Consider the following 17493-nt stretch of genomic DNA (forward strand, 5'->3'; position numbering starts at 1 on the left):
TGACCGCGACCTCGATGGCCGCGTGACCACTGTCCACTTTTCGGGGTGAACCTCATATCTGGGTAGTTACTCCGACGCTGACGGTCACTGGTTGGACGGCGGAAACAGCTACACACTCCACGTACCTGCCGATGTCCCGGCAAAACTGTTCTGGTCTGCGACGGTCTACTCGATCGACACGCGGTGCCTGATCGACAACGAGCAAGGGCGAGGCGACCGTGGCTCGCGAGATGCCGATCTTGTTGTCAACGAGGACGGTTCGGTAGATCTTTTCTATGGACCGACTGCTCCGGAAGGGAAGGAATCCAATTGGGTTCAGACCATTGCGGGTCGGCACTGGTTCTCGTATTTCCGCTTCTACGGACCTCTCGAACCATATTTCGATCGAACGTGGAAGCTTGGTGACATCACGCCCGCCTAGATCATGTGTTCGGTGGTCGAGGTCTGTCGACGATTGCGCGGTATGTGACCTAGCCCGAACGGGCAGGTGTGAGAGGAGGAACTCTCAGTCGCGTGGTAGGTGTGTGTGGCATGGAATCTAGCAGCACTAGAGGGGGCGTGTTGCTCGGTGCGGGGCGCTTAGTCGATGGGTGTAGTGGTGGTTCGGCAGGTGGGGTGGAGGTCTGGTGTCCGGTTCAGACGAGGCCGTATCGGCGTGCCACGAGGACGGCATCACGGCGGGTGTTGACGTCGAATTTTCGATAGATTCCGCGCAGGTGGGTTTTGACGGTGTTGACGGAGACGAACAGGTCAGCGGCGATGGCTTCGGTGGTATCGCCAGAGGTGAGCTTTGGCAGTACTTTCTGTTCGCTGTGTGTCAGGAGTGCTGGCGGGGGTTCCGGGGTGACTAGTGATGTCCGCACGTGGCGTGCGAAGTCCTCGTCGAGTTGGAAATAGTTGCGCCACAAGGTAATTTATCATTCTCGTATTTCGAATCGGAAAATCTCGATCTCGAACAAAATCCCAAACTGCAGCAGCACGCACTCCGACGAGCCGGAGCGATCCGCTTCTCCACCGACCACGAATCCGGTTCCAATACGCCGCGTCCCCAGCTCGCCGAATGCCTGAACTACCTACGCGAGAATGACGGCGATGTCCTCGTCGGGTGGAAACTCGATCGCCTCGGACGGTCCGTCCGCCACGTCATCGACACCGTCCACAACCTCGGTGAACGCGGCATTGCATTCCGTTTCCTCGCAGAAGGATTCGACACCGCCACCGCAGGCGGCGAATTCCTCTTTCGCATCATGGCAGCTCTCGCCCAAATGGAACGGCGCATGATCGTCGAACGCGCCCACGCCGCCTCGAAGCCGCCCACCGTCATGACCCCCCACACGCTCCGCACTCGCTCGCGCCCTCCGTGAACAAGGTAAAAGCCTCGATGCCATAGCTTCGACACTTGGTGTCGGACGCTCACCAGTCAGTCGAGTGAGGGCCGATCAGTCTGGGAGCTTGCGTAATTCGGCGATGGTCAGCCCCAGCGAGTCCAATCGAGCCATAATGCTCCTCATTTCGACGTAGTCGGCTATGGGACCGTGCAGGCTCGTACATCCGCTGGAGGTTGGTGTCACGTGCATATTGGGAAAGATGCCGCTCACCCGTGTCAACACGTCACCGTCAATGAGAAACTGGTAGCGAATCGGAGCAGTCACCTTGATCGCCCTAACATGTCGAGACACCCTGTGTTCGAGCCAGTTTTGCAGGGAGGCCACGATATGGCGTCACCCGTTTCGGATGACCGCCAGGCCAGCAGTTCAGCCTTCCACTGTGCCACCGACACTCGGTACTCCAGCTTGGCGTCTCGTGTGGCAGCATTGCGCCGCAGTTCACGCGAGATCGTGGACGGATCCCGGCCGAGACTGCGCGCGATCTCACGCACGCAAACCACTTGTGCCGCGGGAATCGCTAGCTGCTCCAGCTCAGGACACGGCACGTACTGCCCACCCGGATCGGGCAATTCGGTCATCGCCATTCCGACACCCTGCCGGAACCGATGGGCTCCGACCGCAGGAGACACGCCCACCGTTTCAGCTGCGCACTCCGAGGTGAAGTCCGTCGTTACCTCGCCAGAACTCGCGTTCGATGCTGCGCTGGGTTGTCGGTGCCACCCGGCGAGATCATCGTGGATCTGTCAGTCATCCAGCCGGTCCGCGCGGAAAGTGGGTCCCGTGCTGTGTGCTCAACGCGGGGACGTCCTCGACGTCGACGGAACCGAGATCATCGACCATCCGTACATCGAATGCCGAGAAGCTCTATCGAGCTTGGGCCTGAACCGCGCCCGCATCAAGGTTCCTCCGTACTCGCTCCACGTCAACGGTCCCATGCAGCATTAACCCTGGAGCAATTTTCTCGGTGACGTCCGTGACTGCCTGATCGACCTGAATTCGCTTTTAGGTTCGGGTGCTGGTTTGAGATCCTTGTGGAAGCGAGATGGGGTTTCGCATTCGCAGTTGCTGCTCGCGGTTGGTCGTCGAGAGCGAGTCTACGGATCGTTTTCCTCGAATCCGATGTACAGGATGTCGTGGAGATCGTCGGGTTTTCGGGTGTTGTGGCGGAAGCGGACCCGGTCCCCGCGTCTGGGTTTCGTGGGCACGCTTGTGGCACGTCGAATGTGGCCACCTTCAGGGTGTTCCGCCGTAATCGTGACGTGGTAGCTAGCTTCACTGTCGGAGATGTTGTGTGGGTCGATGACCACTGAGGTGATGGTGCCGACCGACTCCTCGCCGTCGGCGTACATCGCCGTCTCGAGTCTGGTCAGCGTCATGAAGTAGGGGAAGATCGACGCCAGCAGTACTCCGATGTCCAGGAACCAGATCCACCACGGACCCTCCCCGGAGATGGTGATGTACCAGCTGATGGCCAGCATGACGACGAACGCGCACACGCCGACGACGCCCAGTACATGAAAGATGCGCTCCAATACGGCCAGGCGGCGGATGCGTGTCCGCGTCTCGGGAGTGCGCGCGTGGGCCGACCATTGCTCGAATTTGGTGTTCATGGGCGAACCTCGCGGCCGCGTCTTCGTGCAGAAACGGCGAGAGGAATCCGATCACGATCGGCTCGCACATCGTTTCCGGTTGAGTCATGATTCACCCCTCGTCGACGTCGAGTCGATTCCGACGACATTCGCATCTTTGTCGACTGAGTTCGGTCTTGACTACGTTGGCGCATGATTGAGTGTCCATCGTCGGCCGGAATACAGCACCTTGCGAATACTGTATATCCGCGAGGTCGACCTCCCCGGACGCCACTGACCGCCCCTGTATATGGCGAAGCCGCCGACACCGAAAAGGGCGTCCAGCGGCTGCACCGGGTCGGTGCCCGTCGCGCGTTGGAGCACTTTCCCTCATTCCAACATGACGTCCGCCGCGAACGGATCGGTCGCGGACTGTATCCGTTTGTAGGCGTCTGTGAGTACGGCTTCACCGTGTCCGAATCCTGCGATGTGTGCTTTCGTGGCGGCGAGTTTCGAGAGCGAGCGGGCCGCACGTGCGCGATCGGTGTTGAAGACGCCGAGGATCACCTCTCCGTGGAACTCGGCCACTGTCCGTGGAACTCGGCCACTGCGTCACCGGTGAGCACCGCATCGGGCTCTGGCAGGTACAGCGCAATACTTCCCGGGGTGTGCCCTGGTACCGAGATGACACGGGCCCCGCCCGCGAAGTCCCATTCGTCCCCGTCTCGGACTTCATGGTCCACACGACAGGCAGGACCGTGCGGTGCTTTGTTGCTGTCGGCGTGAATCGTTCGCTCAAGATCTGTCAGTTCGGGAATCGGTCCGCTCTCGGTACCGGATACGAATGCTGAATCATCTGCACCTGCTACAACTTCGACGGTGGACCATGTCGCTATCTCAGCGGCGGAACCTGCGTGATCGTCGTGGAAATGAGTAAGCACGATCCGCTTCACGTCTGTGCGGTCCCTACCGAGCGCGGACAGCGCTTGTCCGATCAGGGCGGCGCTGTCCGGCCATCCTGTATCGGCGAGCGTCACGCCGTCTTAGTTTAGCCAGAGGTAGCAGTTGAGCAGGTGCGCCGGCCCACCGTCGATACGGAGTCGATACAGCGACGGTACGAGCCGCAGAAGTCAGGCGATCGCATCCGCCGAAGGTATCCGGGCGGTGAAGCCCTCAGCGCTCCTTTCGCTCTCACCGAACGACCCAGGTTACCCGGCGAACCCCGATTCGGGCCCTGGGCGACACCGACCGCCCCGGATGTGACGTAGCCGCCGTCACCGAAAAGGGTGTCCAGCGACTTCACAGGGTCGGTGCCCGTCGTGCGCCTCTCGGCAAGTGGCCGTTCGAAGCGGCACTTCTTTCGGTGGTACCCGGGGCAAAGAATTTCAGCACCGACAGCCTATATAACGAGCATCCCCGCAGGCACGCACGATTCGACAACATACGACCGCACTATCGGCCTCATCAGGGTCAGCAGGATTGTCGGCAGGCCGAAGCTGCGTGGGTGGGCTCTGTTATGTCTTCAGCGGACGAGGCGGTGCCCGAGAGGTACGCCGAAGGGCTGAGTCGTGGCCACCGAACCGAGTGATCGGGTTACGAAGGCGATGACGAGAGCTCCAGTTATGAGGCGCAGTGCTTTTCGTTTCACGACATCTCCGTTTCGAGGTGTGCTAGATACGACGGGCTTCCTGCCGCAGGTAGTTGCCGAGGGTAACTAGATTCGGCCTTCTGTGCTCCGTGGCAAGGCAGCCCTGACGGCCACACAAGATAGGGGACCGTCAGGGCTGGTAAACGAACAACAGTATCGCTATACGTTTACAATCCGACCATACCTGCAACGGTAGCCGTATCGTAACTTCGGGGCCTTTTCATCTCCGACTTCGCCCTCTGTCGCATTTAGGCGGGGCGCGTGATGTGTGAGTTCGCAGTGGCAACCCGAGACGACGTCGAGAGCGACTCTCGGATCGGAATGACATCCGCAGGCAGGAACTTCGGTGATCTTGCTGCAGTCTCAGCCGTTCGGCCGGCGAGATCCATGAGCCGTTGTAAACCGCGCTGCTGCAGCGTCGGCATTGCGTGCAGCATGCACCGTTTTTCATCAGCTACTACAACTCTCGGCGTCCGGGGCCCGACCCGCGGAAGATCTTGTCGGCGCAGTCGAGGCGAGAGCTGCCAGCTCGGGACTGGGCGGCGTGGCTGACCGTGTTACCGACATCGAGCTGCCGCGGCAGCTGTATAACGCATGAGGGGAATGCCAAACCTCAGTCTCGTCGGGCATTTCGAAATCCAGGGGTGTTGCTAGAAGGGCCACCAGCGAGTGTGTGATCAGCACGCTGGCGGCCCGGGGTGCGCCGAGAACCGAGGCGGAAGCGGCGCACCGTTTGTGGTGCCCTGCCGACTGTCCGGGGGATCGCGTCGGCAGGGCTACGCCATACTCGAAGTTTGGGGGTTCGAGCGATGCCGCCGAGGAAAATCTACGGATCCGAGGGTTCCGATACCAGTCTTCGCGGAGTCACAGATACTTGAGTGTTGAACTATCCCCAAATCATGGACAACGCATGGGGATAACTGATCCGAGCGCGAAACTCTCGAACTGTTTCGCTGCGCGAATGTTCAGAGATTCCGTGGGAAAATAACGCCCAAGGCTTCAGGATTCGCAGCTTGGGTTCGAGACCAGATCGTGGCCCGCGGCTATGAAAGCCCAGAGGAAGCAGCTCGGGCGCTCGGTGTGTATCCATCCCAGATGCGTCAGTGGACAAGGATCTCGCGGTCCCCGACCCCGCAGGTGCTGCGGCGCGTCGCAGCGTTGTTCGATGCGCCTGTGCAGGAAGTGTTGATCGCCACCGGGTTCATGACGGAAGAGGAGAACCGGCCGTTGTCGCCCACACGGAAGTCGCTGCAGCAATTGTCGAACAAGCAGATTCTCGACGAGATTCGGCGCCGGACTGCCGGAGACTTGGCAGGGCCGCCGATTCCTGTCCGGGTGGACGGAGTTCTCCATTCGCCGGATGGCCCGCCCACAGTGTTCGTCAGTTACACCTAGGCGGGCCGCGCACGCCGAGCCGGCAAAGGCGAACGTGCACGAGGGATACTACTTCTCGAGTATGGGGCCGAACCGCGCTTGGCGGTTGCACACGGTACTTAAGTATCAGGCAGGCGCGTCGCCAGCGCGTCCATAGTGCCTACGGTTCAACGTGGCGGCGTGAGCGTTTGGAGAGACCCACCCCCGGCGAGTGCACAGCCGGAGGGCAGGCCTTGCGCGGCCGAACTGACCACTCAGAATCGCCGCAGCAATGAAATGATATCCAATTTCCACGTTCAAAATGCCAGATAGTACTTCGAGTGTGCGATCCAAGTGCGAAAATTCATTGCCGATAACGTGGTGCAGGGTGGCCACTCAAACGGCCAGGCCTTTGAAGCGACGGTGATTACCAATGTATCCAACGACGACCCGTCGTTACCGACGAGATCTTCGGCCCCGTGGTCGCGGTTCTTGAAGTCCCCGACTACGCGGAGGGGCTTGCCCAGATCAACAACTCGTCCTATGGCCTCACCGCAGGCATCTGCACCGACAGCCTCGCTCGATCAACCGACTTCACCCAGCGCGCCCAAGCCGGGGTCGTCAAGGTCAACCGACCAACTGCGGGGTTGGATCTGAACGTACCGTTCGGCGGGATCGGGGATTCATCGACAAACACCTTCCGGGAACAGGGCCACACTGCGCTGGAGTTCTTCTCCTGGGGCAAGACCATCTATACGGGTGTCTAGGAGCTGTGAAAAATGGCCTACGTCATTGCACTTCCCTGCGTGGATGTCCTGGACCGGTCGTGTGTGGAGGCCTGTCCCGTTGACTGCATTTATGAAGGTGAGCGATCAATGTATATCCACCCGGGGGAGTGCATCGACTGTGGGGCCTGCGAATCGGTTTGTCCTGTCGAAGCAAGAGGATCTGCCTGACCTCTGGGCCGGCTATGTCAGCGCAAATGCCGAGTTCTTCACTGACATAGGCTCTCCGAAGGGTGCGGCAGCTCGGGGGGCCAATGTCCTTTGATGCAGCTCTCGTTGCAGCACTTCCCCTGCAAGAAGTAGCTGCCCATCAGGCATAGGAGTATCCCTATCTCCTAATGTCCACCAGGCACGGATGACCTCGCGGTCGACGACAGCGCCGTAGCCTTCGACAACGTCGTCGAGATGTTCCGGGTGGCAAAGGGTCGATGTTGCCAGTTCGGACAAGGGATCGCCCTGCGCGGTTTCGGATCAGTCGATGACACTGGCGACGGCACTGTCACGTTGATCGAAAAGTGAAGCAGCGAAGCATGTTTAGTGCGGTCGGTTACAGGATGCCACTGGCCCGTTCGCTTTCACGCAACAACACCGGTCGCGGTGACTTCCTGCCAGACCGCGAACCGGTGGGTCATCTCGGTACGCCATTCGGGCGCCGGGAGTCTGTGTCGCCAGGATTGGAAATGCGGTGAGATACCCGAGAAGGCGGATAGCCCGAGAAGACGGACAGGAAGCGTTGCGCGTGTCGGGCCGATGTGAACCGTTTGATGGCCCGTTCTCGCTGCCTGGCGGGTTGATGCGAGTTCTCGGCTTGATTGTTCAAGTACTTGGATCGGCGATGCTCGACCGAGGCCAGCAGCTCGCGGTGCGCCACTTGGGGGCTGCCGAGCTTGTCGGTGACGATTGCTCGCGGCACATAGCGCAAGCCCGCTCGAGTAGCTTACGGAAGAATCGCTTGGCGGCGTTCCTGTTTCGTCGGGGCTGGACCAGTTCCTCGAGTACGTTGCCGTGCTGGTCGACCTCCCGTCGCAGGTAATGTTCCCGGCCTCTGATTGGGATGAAAACCTCGTCGAGGTGCCACTTGTCACCGGGTCGCGCCCACCGTCGTCGCAATTGGTTTGCGTAGGCCTGCCCGAACTTGGCGTACCACCGCCGGATCGTCTCATCGCTGACCACGACACCGCCTTCGAGCATGAGTTCCTCGACTTACGGAAGCTGAGCGGGAACCCAAAGTACAGCCACACGCAGCCGTTGATGATCTCGACCGGGTAGCAGCGACCTTTATCCGACGGCATTGGGGTCGCCATTCCTCATTCTCCCAGTTGCCGTGCGCAACAACGTGACTGTGCCCTCAAGGGTATATCCCTCGCGTAGCCGTCAGTTGTTCGATTCTGTCACCACGCGCGTGATCTTCGGAAGCACCCGGATGGAGCGGACGAAGAAACCTACGGGTGGGATGCAGTCGCGCAGCCGCTCTCGAAGTTGGCCTCTTTCAGAGTTGCCCTAATTGGGCCCCTCGCGTGCAGGCCGCGAAAGATGTTTTTTTAACAAGCTGTCTGAGTCGCCACGTGCGGTCAGATTCCCATTCGAGGGCTCCATTGACGCTCGTCCAGTACCACCCGTCGTCGAATGCTTGCGAGGTCGTCAGACTGTCGGCGAGGTCAGTCAGCATGGCGCTGATTGAGACCCAACGGGGTCCGGGTTCGTCTGCCCCGGTTTTGTCGAATTCGGTTACGCAACCGTGCATGGGGCCGGGGCGGGTGTCGACGCACAAGAAATTGCCGTCCATCCCTGCGAAAGGCACGAAATCCGGGAGGAAGGTGTCGGCTTGAAATCCAGCGTCGGTGGGGCCTTCAACGGGGCCATCGCCGAACAAGCGCGCACTCTCGTCCCCAATCTGAATAGACGATTCGCAATACCAGAGGACATCGTCCAACGTGAGAAGCGCGAAACGGTGGAGCAACCCCAGCAACCTTTCGTCGGAAACTCCGTCGACCAAGGTGTACAGCTCGATTAACTCGGCCGGCCAGCTTTGTCCCGTTCTCTCGATCGCGGCGTCCACACGGTCGCGCTCGGCTCCAGTGATCGTCATGCCGGGAAAGTGGACTCGCAGCCACTCGGTGATCCGGTTCCACTGATCACGAACTGAACCCGCCGGCGTTGAATGCGCGGCTCTTCGCGCGTGCGAAGAACCGTCGATCATCGCCTCGACAGCGGCGCGGCGCTGTGCGTTCTGTTCCTCAGTGACACACCGGCGGATCTCGGCTTCGAGTTCAGTACGGTCAAGACTCTGGCCACCAAAGCCCGATACCCGAGCGTTCGCGCTTCCCAACGACACCCAGATCATCGGCCGCGAACCGTCCTCCGCCGTAGCAAACTGCACACATACGTCTGCGATCTGCGCGATCGCGGCATCGTCACCGACGACGTAACCATCGCGTACGAGAACCTCACCGGAACCCGAGTCTGGCCGAGCAACCGCCCAATAGGTCACGAAGTGCTCCCTTTCATTCGACAATGGAAACCGACTGTCTGTCTCCGGGGATTGTCTCAGCCGGTCGGGGCGGCACGGGCAGTGACGTGGTCCGTATTCGTAGTGTTCGCGTTCGGAGCGATTGGTCCCGCGTCGCGTGTTGGTCGGGAGGTGGGAACGGCCTTCGTGTCGTGCTTGACAGAAGTTATTTATAATTGTCTTGTGGGGCAACCTCTTTGAGGCGATCTTGAAGTTGCTTGTCGGATCGTCGTCCGCGAACCCAACCCGCCTCAGTACATCGTGGCAATACAGAAATCCAGCAACAGCAGGCGTGGCATCTGAGATCGGGTGCTCGTGCGCCAGGAGGGTTCGTTGGCGAGACTGAGTCGTGGATCGGGTTCAGTGCCGTCGTCATAGAGCTGACGGGGTCAGCGCCGAAAGCGGCTGTCGTCGAGCGCTACCTCTCCGGCATCTGGGTATTCATTTGTCATGTCACTGAACAACTTTCGGGTGTGGGGTGAATATTCAGTGTCGTGGGGGGAGAGATGTCGTGTGAGCTGCATGTCGCCCCACTGATGGTGAGAACGGTCGGTGGTGCCAGTTCTCGGCACGGGGCGGTGGAGGTGAACGCACCTGTGTCGGTGGAGGCTGCGATCATCGAGCGTTGATGGCGATGTCCTCGTCGTACCGGCGAGCAGGTCGACTTCCCTGCGTCGCGCTCGCGAACGAGATCGATTACAGGAGATCGACGTACTGAGGTCGGGCCTTCATGGCGTGTATGAGTAGCTCGTTTCCGCTGTCGAAGCGCAGCACGACTAATTCCAGGAGACGTCCGTTCGGGTCGAAGCCCAGCCGGAATTGGCGGGCGGGGTTGTCGTCGTCCAAGTCGGCGACGTACACGTGGTGCTCTGCCGCGTAGATGCCGGCGTCTTCGCTGATTCCGTGTTTGAGTGCGGATTTGTGGGCTTTCACGCGACCTGGGTCCAGGCACGCACTGCTTCTCGGATCGCTTCGGATCGGGAGACGTGTTCTTGTTCTGCGCGGGCGTTCAACGCTTCGAGCAACGCGGCGTCCATCCGTACGGGCACTACTGCGCCGGGCCCGGCTCCGAGGGCGGGCCGGCCGCGTTTGCGTAGCTTTTCGACGTCGTAGCCGGTTTCGGCTTCGTTTGCCCATTCTTCGATCATGTTGTCGGTGACGGGCTGATCGTTGATCGTTTCGTCAGTCATAGCTATTAGTGTAATACGAAATTGTGGCGGTGAATATCGTTCCGGATCCGGGTCCGGTGTGTCATCACAGGCGTCCATAGCCAATATCCCGTCCCTACCCGTCTGGAGTGCATCGGGATGCGTCGGCGAGGCGCAGCAGGGCGGCACCACGATGGCCGGCATCGTTCGGGACGCCGGTCCTATGTTCTGGGTTCTGCTGCAGGACCGGCCATGACCTGATCATCTGGTTGCTGACCGAGTCAGCCAGCCGAGGCGAGTTATCGGGTCGAACACAGGCAGGGCGTTGTCTTGCGGCACGGACGGTTGTCCGAGAAATCAAGCTGTATTTGATGCTCGATGTTACGGAAACATCACCCAAGGCCTCAGAGGCCGGAAGACGGGGCCTGAGTAGGGAACCGATGACGCTCATGCTTTAGTCGATAGCTGCGTAGTGACTGAAAAATGTGGCTGTACTGTGCAGCTTCGTTCAGCCGTCTAGGTTCGGGTGCGTGACTAGTTCACGCATTCCTGACGGGGAACTGACTGCGATTCGGGAACGGACCTCGCTGGCAGATGTCGTTGAGGAGTTTACGAAGCTCAGTGGAGTGGGCGCGACGCGAAGAAGGGCTACTGCTCGTTTCACGGAGACCGCGCTGCGAACTTCGATGTTCGTGTTCAGTCGCAGTTATTCCATTGCGTTTCCTGCCATGAGACCGGCGGTATCTTCGGTTTCCTGATGCTGGCGGAGAAGGCCGACTTCAACTCCGCTGTGGTGATTGCCGCTGTACGCATCGGCTACCGCACCCACTGCCGGGACGACGAACCAACGTAGGAGCAGTGTCACGGCGCAGTGTTGCCGTCCTGCAGGGTCATTCCGCTGATTGCGGCATTGAAGTCCGATCCGTTCATGAACATCCAACCTTTGTGCAACTGCCCTAGATATTGGAACGGTCGCTCGACGCAAGTTGTATCGTCCCCGGCGTCTTCGCCTGCGACTCAGAGGTCTCGGTTAGCCCAGTGAAGAAGTAGGGGATCGCTCCTCATCGTCGCAGAAGGACAACGGGATGGCACTGATCTGCGGATCTCGTCCCGTGTCGCCGGGTATTCAGGATTGTCTGCGGTGAGAGGGCGGGTGACAGGCGTTCGGCTCGACGTCGCGGCCGCCGGCGAAGGGTCCAATTACGCACCGGACGCATGGAGATCTCCAACGAGAGCGGACAGCTCCGCTGGGGCACTGTCGACGACAGAACTCTCGCCGCGACGTCGCCGCTCCGGGCAGCACAGTGATCAACACCGACCATTGGACCGAATGCTGGCCCGACCACCCGTGATCAGGACATTCGACGAGCCGCGGGCAGTGAAAGTCGACATCGGCCCGGGCGCTCCCGCTCGGACGTGGGGGAGCATCACGCGCTGATCATGTGAGCATGCGCGTGAAAACGTCCGCGCTGTACATGTCCGGATACCTCGACGGAGCCTTGAAATTCTGGGCGAAAATGAACGACGGCCAATGGCTGGCCGGAGTAACCGTGCGTGTCACCGATGCCGGCGGAACCAATCTCGTCGAGATCGACCTGCTCGTGACTGCCGACGCCGTCACCGAAGGGCCTGCCACCTCGTGAACGCACCAAAAGGGCCGGTGAGTAGTACGCTCACCGGCCCTGCATGTACAAACACCACTCGGCGACCGGTACGGTCGTTGGGGCGACCACCGCGGACATGCAGCCCGCGAGGGCGCCGAGGGGCGGCCGACATCGCGCGGATGCCTTCGTGAGTCAGTCGTCGACGTTCTCCTCCAACAGCGTGCGGAAACTGGCCGCCAGTCGAACAACTGTGTTCCCGTTGTCATGGTCGACCAAGCACACGCTTCCGTCCGCAGCGATCCAGATCGGATTCCCCGACCCGTCGTCAGCGAACACCACCCCGTCGATGAGGGCACCGTATGCGTCACGCGCCTCAATGGTCAGCTCGATGCATGTCTCACGACCGATAAGCTCGGCGTTGTCCCATGCGTGCACTGACACGCCCACGAAGCATCCACCCCAACGCCCCACGAACTCGGTGAAGTCTTTGTCCGGGACGATGTCGAGCGCATGCAATTCCGCGTGAAGCTCGTCTGCCGGAATCGGACGGCCGGGACCGTAGAAGTCCACGGTCCGCTCGATGCGAGCGACCAGCCCGTTTCCGAGAGCCATATCGGAAGGTTACTTACCGGCACAGGACACTAGGTCACCCCGCTCGGTCGGATCACCAATTGCATCCTCCTGCCCGGCGGCCCGGCCGCCTGCGGTGTCCCCCGAAGAGAACTCCGCTTCGCTCCGTCTGGAAAAGCGTTCTATTTGTTTCCTTACCGTTTTGCTGGGCGGTACTTGGCGAATATTTGTAGGTTCGGAGCTGCCTGGGAACGCCGGGTATGGCTCTTTTGTTTCTGCTGTGCGCATGGCTGAAGGAGAATGGCCGCCCGGTGTTCTCGACGACTCGACCGCTTATTGAGAGATGCGAACTATATCGCTGTGTAAGGACACGACGGAGAGGTCGTCCACCAGGTCTGTCAACCGAATCGAGAGCCGAAGGGGAACCCATGAAACCACTATGGGCAGGCATCGAGGCAGGTAAAACCCACCACCATTGCGTGGTGATCGACAGCGACGGAACGCAATTGTTCTCCCGCCGTGTCGCGAACGACGAAGCGGATCTGGCGACGCTCGTCGACAACGTCCCCGACCGCGATCGGATACGCATACGCTCGGTGGATGGCGCGCAGGGTGGTGTTTGATCCGACTGAGCGGGAACTGTTCGACGAGCAGCGGCAAGGTTTCGACTGGACGCTTCTGCAGTCGGGTTTCGTGTTCCGGTACGCCACTCGGTTCCAGCTCGACAGCGCGTGCACACGACTCACAGACCTCGGCTATCTGGTGCATGAGCTCGAGGCTCAGGAATGGACTTCCGTTGAGGACATGCACGCCGCGTTCGCAGCATCACTGTCGTTTCCGGACTACTACGGAAAGAACCTGGATGCGTTCAACGATGTCCTCAGTGATGTCGCGAGCTTCAGCTATGGCAGCGACCCTGCGACGGTGGGAACTGTCCTTGCGATCGCGGACTTCGACGTGCTGCTGCACATCGACCGTCGGACCGGCCGGAGCATCCTGGAGATCTTCGCAAGGCAGGCGCGTCTGGCGGCTCTCTACGGACATCTGATGCTGTTCTTGGTGGAGACAATTGCGACGGATCTCGGGAAGGTCGGGGATGTCGACGTCTACGAGGGCACGGTGTGGGATACACCTCCGGACCCGCCGGTTCCTTTCGAGGAAGCTGACGTGCTCGAATTCGGGTTTCGGATCTATGCCACGTCCGATGAGGCTGCTGGGTATGTGTCCGTGCTCGACAAGGTGGTCGCACCCGTTCTCGGCGAGATCGGGCGGTGGCAGATTCTCGATCCCGCACTCGTACCGGAGAACTCAGTCCGTTTCCACCGAGAACATCCCGGTGCACGGCGACAGCCCGGCCAGCAATTCTGGGTCGTCTTCATCGGTGTCCGCGGCGTGGGGGATGCCATGGCGCTCGGCGAAGAGATCTTTCGCGCCGTCGAGCGGGCGGGCATGCTCTTCGAGCAGATGTCACAGACGTTGTACAACATCGGCTATCAGGAAGCCGCGTTCGAAAAATATCAGGAGTTGGCCGACTTCCCGAACGGTAACCGGCAAGTGGATCCGTGACTGGTCCCCGATCCGGTAACGGATAGTGACCGGAGTGAGGATTCTGACGCGCTCGTGAGAAAGAAGCATGACGCGATGTTGCGAACCTGCAATCAGGGAGCCCGCACGCGTCAGCGAAGCTTCGGCGGCGATGTACCGGTCATCGTTCCTGAGTCGAGCTACCGTACCCGGCAATATGATCGACCAGTGCTCAACCATGTGATGGAGTCATGACACAGCGGTTTCTAAAGGTGCCGATTGTGCTCAAATCCGACGCGCCGCCCTCCACCGCGCCTTTCCATCTGGGTGGCCAGATTGGTGTCCACCTGTCATGGACGCCCACGCTGGGACGTTGGAGGCGAACCTCCGGTCGTTCGGTCAGCAGGCCGGCCGCTGCACGGATGCTTCGGATATCGTCGGCAACCAACGGGGCGCGTGGATCACGCTGGATGCCGATCGTTCCTTTCTTGTACGGAAAAGCTTCGACAGTGGGTGGGATCTGCGTTTCGTTGATCGGCATCTCAGGGCCGAAGTAGGTGCAACTGCCCACCGTTGCGTCGCCGGGCACGTTGTACTGAGGTGTGAGCTCCGCATCCCGGTAGAGCACGGCCGTGGGAGCGTCCCAGATATCGGCCATGGCCTGGACGAGTTTCAATGACAGTGAGATCAGAGATTCATCGGCGAAGCCCCCTGGGTACGGCCAGATGAAGGTGCAAAGTAAGGAACCTGCTCCTGCCGTACCCCCGAATCCGATGAGAATTTCGATGTTTCCGTTGTCGGTGAACAACCTGAGTTGATGCCCGAATGAGAGTGGGTAAATCCCGCCTGCGGCATCAGGAGACTTTCTGCTCTCGATCATTGCGGCCTCGAGGGAGGCCTCTGTCTGAGGCGTGAGGATCCGTCTACCATTCGATGCCAGAGCCTGCTCGACCGTGACGCCGTCGGGAAGGTCATTCCTCACGGAGCGATACATGTCGACGTCGAAGACCGGGTCAAGCTCTCGAAGGAACTGCAGTGACCGCGCTGCCAGCACTGCGGTGACCGATTCGGCTTCCGGCGGCCCCTTTCGCGCCATGACTTTCAAGGTCAATCCGGACGTCGGATCGCGACGTAAAGATGAAGCAGACAACGTCACTCCTACTCGAAGACGATCGGCCAATCCGAACAGGCTCTGGCGCTACACCGGATACCCGAACGCTGCGCATACTGCCACGATGTCGGCGGCAGCGACCTCCATTGGCTTGTCTCCCAGCCGGATCAACGTGCCAGTGGGCAGTTCCTCTACCACCGCAGATTGGGGCAGCATGCTGCGATCGAGTGTGATTCCGGAATGGAAGTACGTCTCCCATCCCACCTCGACCTCGCCTTTCGACCGATTCTGAAGTTTCCTGTAGTCGCCGATGCTCCATCGAGCCCGATCCGGTTCCCAATGTTCGACGATCACTTTCATGATCGCGTCTCCGATGCCTGGGTCGAGCAACCGTCGCAGTTCGGAGGGAACATCCTTTTCCGTCGGCAACGCCACCTGAACACTGTTGGGTGCACTGGTTTCCACGCCGCCGACCCAGGCGATGATCGCCCGCGCGGTTCCGTCTTCCGGCGACAAACTGATGCTGTAGCCCGGCCCCGGGGTATCCGAGTATCCCATCTCCCCGGAGCGGGAGTGCTCGAAGATTCGCACCAACCCGTCCACACTGAGATCCGCAGTACCTCGACTTCGCTGCTTCGTATTCACCCACGGCAATGCCCAATCCGGGTCGATCGCTTCCAGGTCGTCGAGGAAGGCCCGCATCGTCTGCGCCACCTCCTGACTCGTCTGCACCCGCGTGCCCCAATATCCGATCACTGTCGGCCATCGCCCGACTATGCTCATCGCCCCGTCCTTTCCAGCCATTGCGTAATAGTCTCCACCGTCACACCGACGACATCTGCTTGCTCGAAACCTTCCCTGGCGAGTTCAGCATATTGCTCGTTGAGCATCACCCACACGAGCTCCGCGTCCATGCCAGCTTGTGCGAGGGCAGCAAGCTGCGCCCGTGCCGTATCAGGCCACTTCACTCGCCAGGTATCAGCGAACCACCCTGTGAGGCGAGGTTCACCGTTCCGGTCGAAGATGAACTCGTAGATGTGTTTCGCGTCGACGATGACGTTCATGTCCGGGAACCACCAACGTGACGAGTTCCTGAAACACCCGATACGGCTTCAACTTCAGAGCGGCGTCGTATCGGTCACCTTCCTTCGCTTCACCCCACACCCCGACATCGGTGCTATCCCGATCACCGATGATCCTGGACTGCAACGTACGCAGATCCAACGGGCCGACTCCTTCGACCTTCACGATGTCCGGCGGTGTTTCGCCGGGCGCGAGTTGCGGTGGTTTTTCTCGTGCGTACGGCATCCACCACAACGGATCCTGTTCAACCCCTGGTCCTTCCGGGCTGTCAGGCTGTGTAGGGGGCATCGTGACCGCGGGTCGCTGCGTCGGATCCTCGATGACGCCAGGGCTGGGAATGGTGCTCGGATCGGTGGCGAAGGGGTCGAATTCCGGTGGGCCAGGTTGCAGCGGAGCGCCGGGAGCATCCGGATTCACCGGCACCTGACCGACATCGGGCAGAGTCGGCACACTCGGTTCCTCGACGTGACCTGGCGAGGGAACATTCGGGGTAGAAATCCCTGGTGTCAGGTTCGGCCCTGGATCACCAATCTCACCCGGCGTGGATGGTTCCCACTGGCCACGGTCGGGATCGCCGGGCGAAGCGGGTTGCGAGGGTTCCGGAATCGTGGGATCCGGGCGTGCAGGTTCATTCACGGAAGGGATCGCGGGTTGGTCATGTTCGGCAGGTGGAACGGTGCCGTCGATGACGGGTATGCCGCGCGGTGGCACTGCACCCGGCCGGGGAACACTCTGCGCAGGAACAGCCGGTGCGCTGGTCGGGGGCCGGGTGGGTGTTGTCCGGTTCGAGACGATCAGGTCTTCGGCCCGGATCGCGCCGACGGCCAGACGGGCCCCGCGCAGCGGTGGGACGACGAAGCTCATGACCTCGTCGGTGTAGGGCTGATCGTAAGCGACACCGGGGTCCAGATGCTGCGCGTCGCCTATCCGAACTGGTTCGCCGGTGCTCCAGTCGTACAAGGACAGCACCGAGTTGGAATGGTCGAAAACCTGGTAGGGGCGTCCCTGCTCGTCGTAGGTGACCTGCAGGTCGTGTACTTCTCCCTGGGCGTCGGTGTACGTCCAGCTCCACACGTTCGGCACCTTCGAGGGTGTGCCCGACCAGTTGGTTCCGTTTTCGTCCGTGAACGAGACGTCGGTGACAGCGGGTTCTGTGGTGTAGTCCTGCCCGCCGATGTTCGAAGTGATCGGCTCCTGGGTTT

The 17493-nt window shown here is 60.5% G+C and carries 19 protein-coding genes and 6 pseudogenes; 11 read left to right on the forward strand and 14 right to left on the reverse strand.

Annotated elements, in window-relative coordinates; translation table 11 throughout:
• Positions 1–58 precede the first annotated feature (58 nt).
• Complete coding sequence (locus H7C86_RS34805; RefSeq protein WP_259349407.1) at positions 59–421, forward strand: DUF1214 domain-containing protein; 363 nt, start codon at positions 59–61, stop codon at positions 419–421.
• 214 nt (positions 422–635) lie between these two features.
• Here H7C86_RS34805 and H7C86_RS34810 read toward each other — a convergent pair whose 3' ends face one another.
• Positions 636–863 carry a response regulator transcription factor gene (locus tag H7C86_RS34810; protein WP_019749911.1) on the reverse strand — a complete coding sequence of 76 codons (228 nt, stop codon included), beginning with the start codon at positions 861–863 and terminating at the stop codon, positions 636–638.
• On the opposite strand from H7C86_RS34810, the gene H7C86_RS34815 reads away from it, so the two are divergent.
• Entirely contained in the window at positions 864–1364 is a 501-nt protein-coding gene (locus H7C86_RS34815) for a recombinase family protein (RefSeq protein ID WP_259349404.1), read from the forward strand.
• A 443-nt stretch (positions 1365–1807) separates the two neighbouring features.
• On the opposite strand, the pseudogene H7C86_RS34820 reads toward H7C86_RS34815, so the two are convergent.
• Positions 1808–1966 (reverse strand): annotated as a pseudogene (locus H7C86_RS34820) (helix-turn-helix domain-containing protein); the annotation flags it as partial.
• Positions 1967–2168: 202 nt separating this feature from the next.
• Here H7C86_RS34820 and H7C86_RS34825 point away from each other — a divergent pair.
• Entirely contained in the window at positions 2169–2333 is a 165-nt protein-coding gene (locus tag H7C86_RS34825; protein ID WP_157902096.1) for a hypothetical protein, read from the forward strand.
• A 149-nt stretch (positions 2334–2482) separates the two neighbouring features.
• Here H7C86_RS34825 and H7C86_RS34830 read toward each other — a convergent pair whose 3' ends face one another.
• From H7C86_RS34830 to H7C86_RS34840, 3 genes and pseudogenes are all read right to left on the reverse strand, one after another.
• Positions 2483–2998 carry a hypothetical protein gene (locus H7C86_RS34830; protein WP_019749908.1) on the reverse strand — a complete coding sequence of 172 codons (516 nt, stop codon included), beginning with the start codon at positions 2996–2998 and terminating at the stop codon, positions 2483–2485.
• 348 nt (positions 2999–3346) lie between these two features.
• A pseudogene (locus tag H7C86_RS34835) lies at positions 3347–4100 on the reverse strand (MBL fold metallo-hydrolase).
• Between the two features lie 752 nt (positions 4101–4852).
• On the reverse strand, positions 4853–5041 hold the full coding sequence (locus H7C86_RS34840; protein ID WP_125461328.1) for a hypothetical protein: 189 nt from the start codon (positions 5039–5041) through the stop codon (positions 4853–4855).
• Positions 5042–5699: 658 nt separating this feature from the next.
• On the opposite strand from H7C86_RS34840, the gene H7C86_RS34845 reads away from it, so the two are divergent.
• From H7C86_RS34845 to fdxA, 3 genes and pseudogenes are all read left to right on the forward strand, one after another.
• On the forward strand, positions 5700–5999 hold the full coding sequence (locus H7C86_RS34845; RefSeq protein WP_241896166.1) for an XRE family transcriptional regulator: 300 nt from the start codon (positions 5700–5702) through the stop codon (positions 5997–5999).
• Between the two features lie 437 nt (positions 6000–6436).
• A complete protein-coding gene (locus H7C86_RS34850) occupies positions 6437–6724 on the forward strand; it encodes an aldehyde dehydrogenase family protein (RefSeq protein ID WP_080910981.1) in 288 nt (95 codons plus the stop codon).
• 12 nt (positions 6725–6736) lie between these two features.
• Positions 6737–7062: pseudogene (fdxA, locus tag H7C86_RS34855) on the forward strand (ferredoxin).
• 255 nt (positions 7063–7317) lie between these two features.
• Here the strand turns inward: fdxA and H7C86_RS34860 are convergent.
• The 4 genes and pseudogenes from H7C86_RS34860 to H7C86_RS34875 form a co-directional block, all read right to left on the reverse strand.
• Positions 7318–8034, reverse strand: a pseudogene (locus tag H7C86_RS34860) (IS6 family transposase).
• Between the two features lie 197 nt (positions 8035–8231).
• Positions 8232–9086 carry an SMI1/KNR4 family protein gene (locus H7C86_RS34865; RefSeq protein ID WP_125461327.1) on the reverse strand — a complete coding sequence of 285 codons (855 nt, stop codon included), beginning with the start codon at positions 9084–9086 and terminating at the stop codon, positions 8232–8234.
• A gap of 861 nt (positions 9087–9947) precedes the next feature.
• Positions 9948–10184 (reverse strand): toxin, encoded by a 237-nt coding sequence (locus tag H7C86_RS34870; protein ID WP_021343281.1) that lies wholly within the window; start codon positions 10182–10184, stop codon positions 9948–9950.
• Positions 10181–10441, reverse strand: a complete 261-nt coding sequence (locus H7C86_RS34875) for a ribbon-helix-helix domain-containing protein (protein ID WP_182263302.1) — start codon at positions 10439–10441, stop codon at positions 10181–10183. Before H7C86_RS34875 ends, H7C86_RS34870 begins: the two co-directional genes overlap by 4 nt.
• Before the next feature lie 58 nt (positions 10442–10499).
• Between H7C86_RS34875 and H7C86_RS34880 the strand changes: the two genes are divergently transcribed.
• From H7C86_RS34880 to H7C86_RS37735, 3 genes and pseudogenes are all read left to right on the forward strand, one after another.
• Positions 10500–10655, forward strand: coding sequence for a hypothetical protein (locus tag H7C86_RS34880; RefSeq protein ID WP_182263303.1), 156 nt, complete (start codon positions 10500–10502; stop codon positions 10653–10655).
• Positions 10656–11099: 444 nt separating this feature from the next.
• Positions 11100–11252: pseudogene (locus H7C86_RS38125) on the forward strand (CHC2 zinc finger domain-containing protein); the annotation flags it as partial.
• A 595-nt stretch (positions 11253–11847) separates the two neighbouring features.
• Positions 11848–12042: a hypothetical protein gene (locus H7C86_RS37735; RefSeq protein WP_182263308.1), complete on the forward strand. Its 195-nt coding sequence runs from the start codon at positions 11848–11850 to the stop codon at positions 12040–12042.
• Positions 12043–12195: 153 nt separating this feature from the next.
• Here H7C86_RS37735 and H7C86_RS34900 read toward each other — a convergent pair whose 3' ends face one another.
• Positions 12196–12615 carry an SMI1/KNR4 family protein gene (locus tag H7C86_RS34900; RefSeq protein ID WP_182263304.1) on the reverse strand — a complete coding sequence of 140 codons (420 nt, stop codon included), beginning with the start codon at positions 12613–12615 and terminating at the stop codon, positions 12196–12198.
• A gap of 386 nt (positions 12616–13001) precedes the next feature.
• Here H7C86_RS34900 and H7C86_RS34905 point away from each other — a divergent pair, with 386 nt between their 5' ends.
• Positions 13002–13196: a transposase gene (locus tag H7C86_RS34905; RefSeq protein ID WP_182263305.1), complete on the forward strand. Its 195-nt coding sequence runs from the start codon at positions 13002–13004 to the stop codon at positions 13194–13196.
• Positions 13174–14139 carry a barstar family protein gene (locus H7C86_RS34910; RefSeq protein ID WP_182263306.1) on the forward strand — a complete coding sequence of 322 codons (966 nt, stop codon included), beginning with the start codon at positions 13174–13176 and terminating at the stop codon, positions 14137–14139. Before H7C86_RS34905 ends, H7C86_RS34910 begins: the two co-directional genes overlap by 23 nt.
• A gap of 190 nt (positions 14140–14329) precedes the next feature.
• Here the strand turns inward: H7C86_RS34910 and H7C86_RS34915 are convergent, their stop codons facing one another.
• The 4 genes and pseudogenes from H7C86_RS34915 to H7C86_RS34925 all read right to left on the reverse strand — a co-directional run.
• Complete coding sequence (locus H7C86_RS34915; RefSeq protein ID WP_241896163.1) at positions 14330–15247, reverse strand: hypothetical protein; 918 nt, start codon at positions 15245–15247, stop codon at positions 14330–14332.
• A 48-nt stretch (positions 15248–15295) separates the two neighbouring features.
• A complete protein-coding gene (locus H7C86_RS34920) occupies positions 15296–16012 on the reverse strand; it encodes an Imm52 family immunity protein (RefSeq protein WP_259349405.1) in 717 nt (238 codons plus the stop codon).
• Positions 15988–16272 (reverse strand): hypothetical protein, encoded by a 285-nt coding sequence (locus tag H7C86_RS37740; RefSeq protein WP_259349406.1) that lies wholly within the window; start codon positions 16270–16272, stop codon positions 15988–15990. The genes H7C86_RS34920 and H7C86_RS37740 overlap by 25 nt, the downstream gene beginning before the upstream one ends.
• Positions 16214–17493, reverse strand: a pseudogene (locus H7C86_RS34925) (hypothetical protein); the annotation flags it as partial. The gene H7C86_RS37740 and the pseudogene H7C86_RS34925, both read right to left, overlap by 59 nt.

It is taken from the genome of Rhodococcus sp. UFZ-B548 (genome assembly GCF_903819475.1).
In the GTDB taxonomy this organism is placed as follows: Bacteria; Actinomycetota; Actinomycetes; order Mycobacteriales; family Mycobacteriaceae; genus Rhodococcus_F; species Rhodococcus_F erythropolis.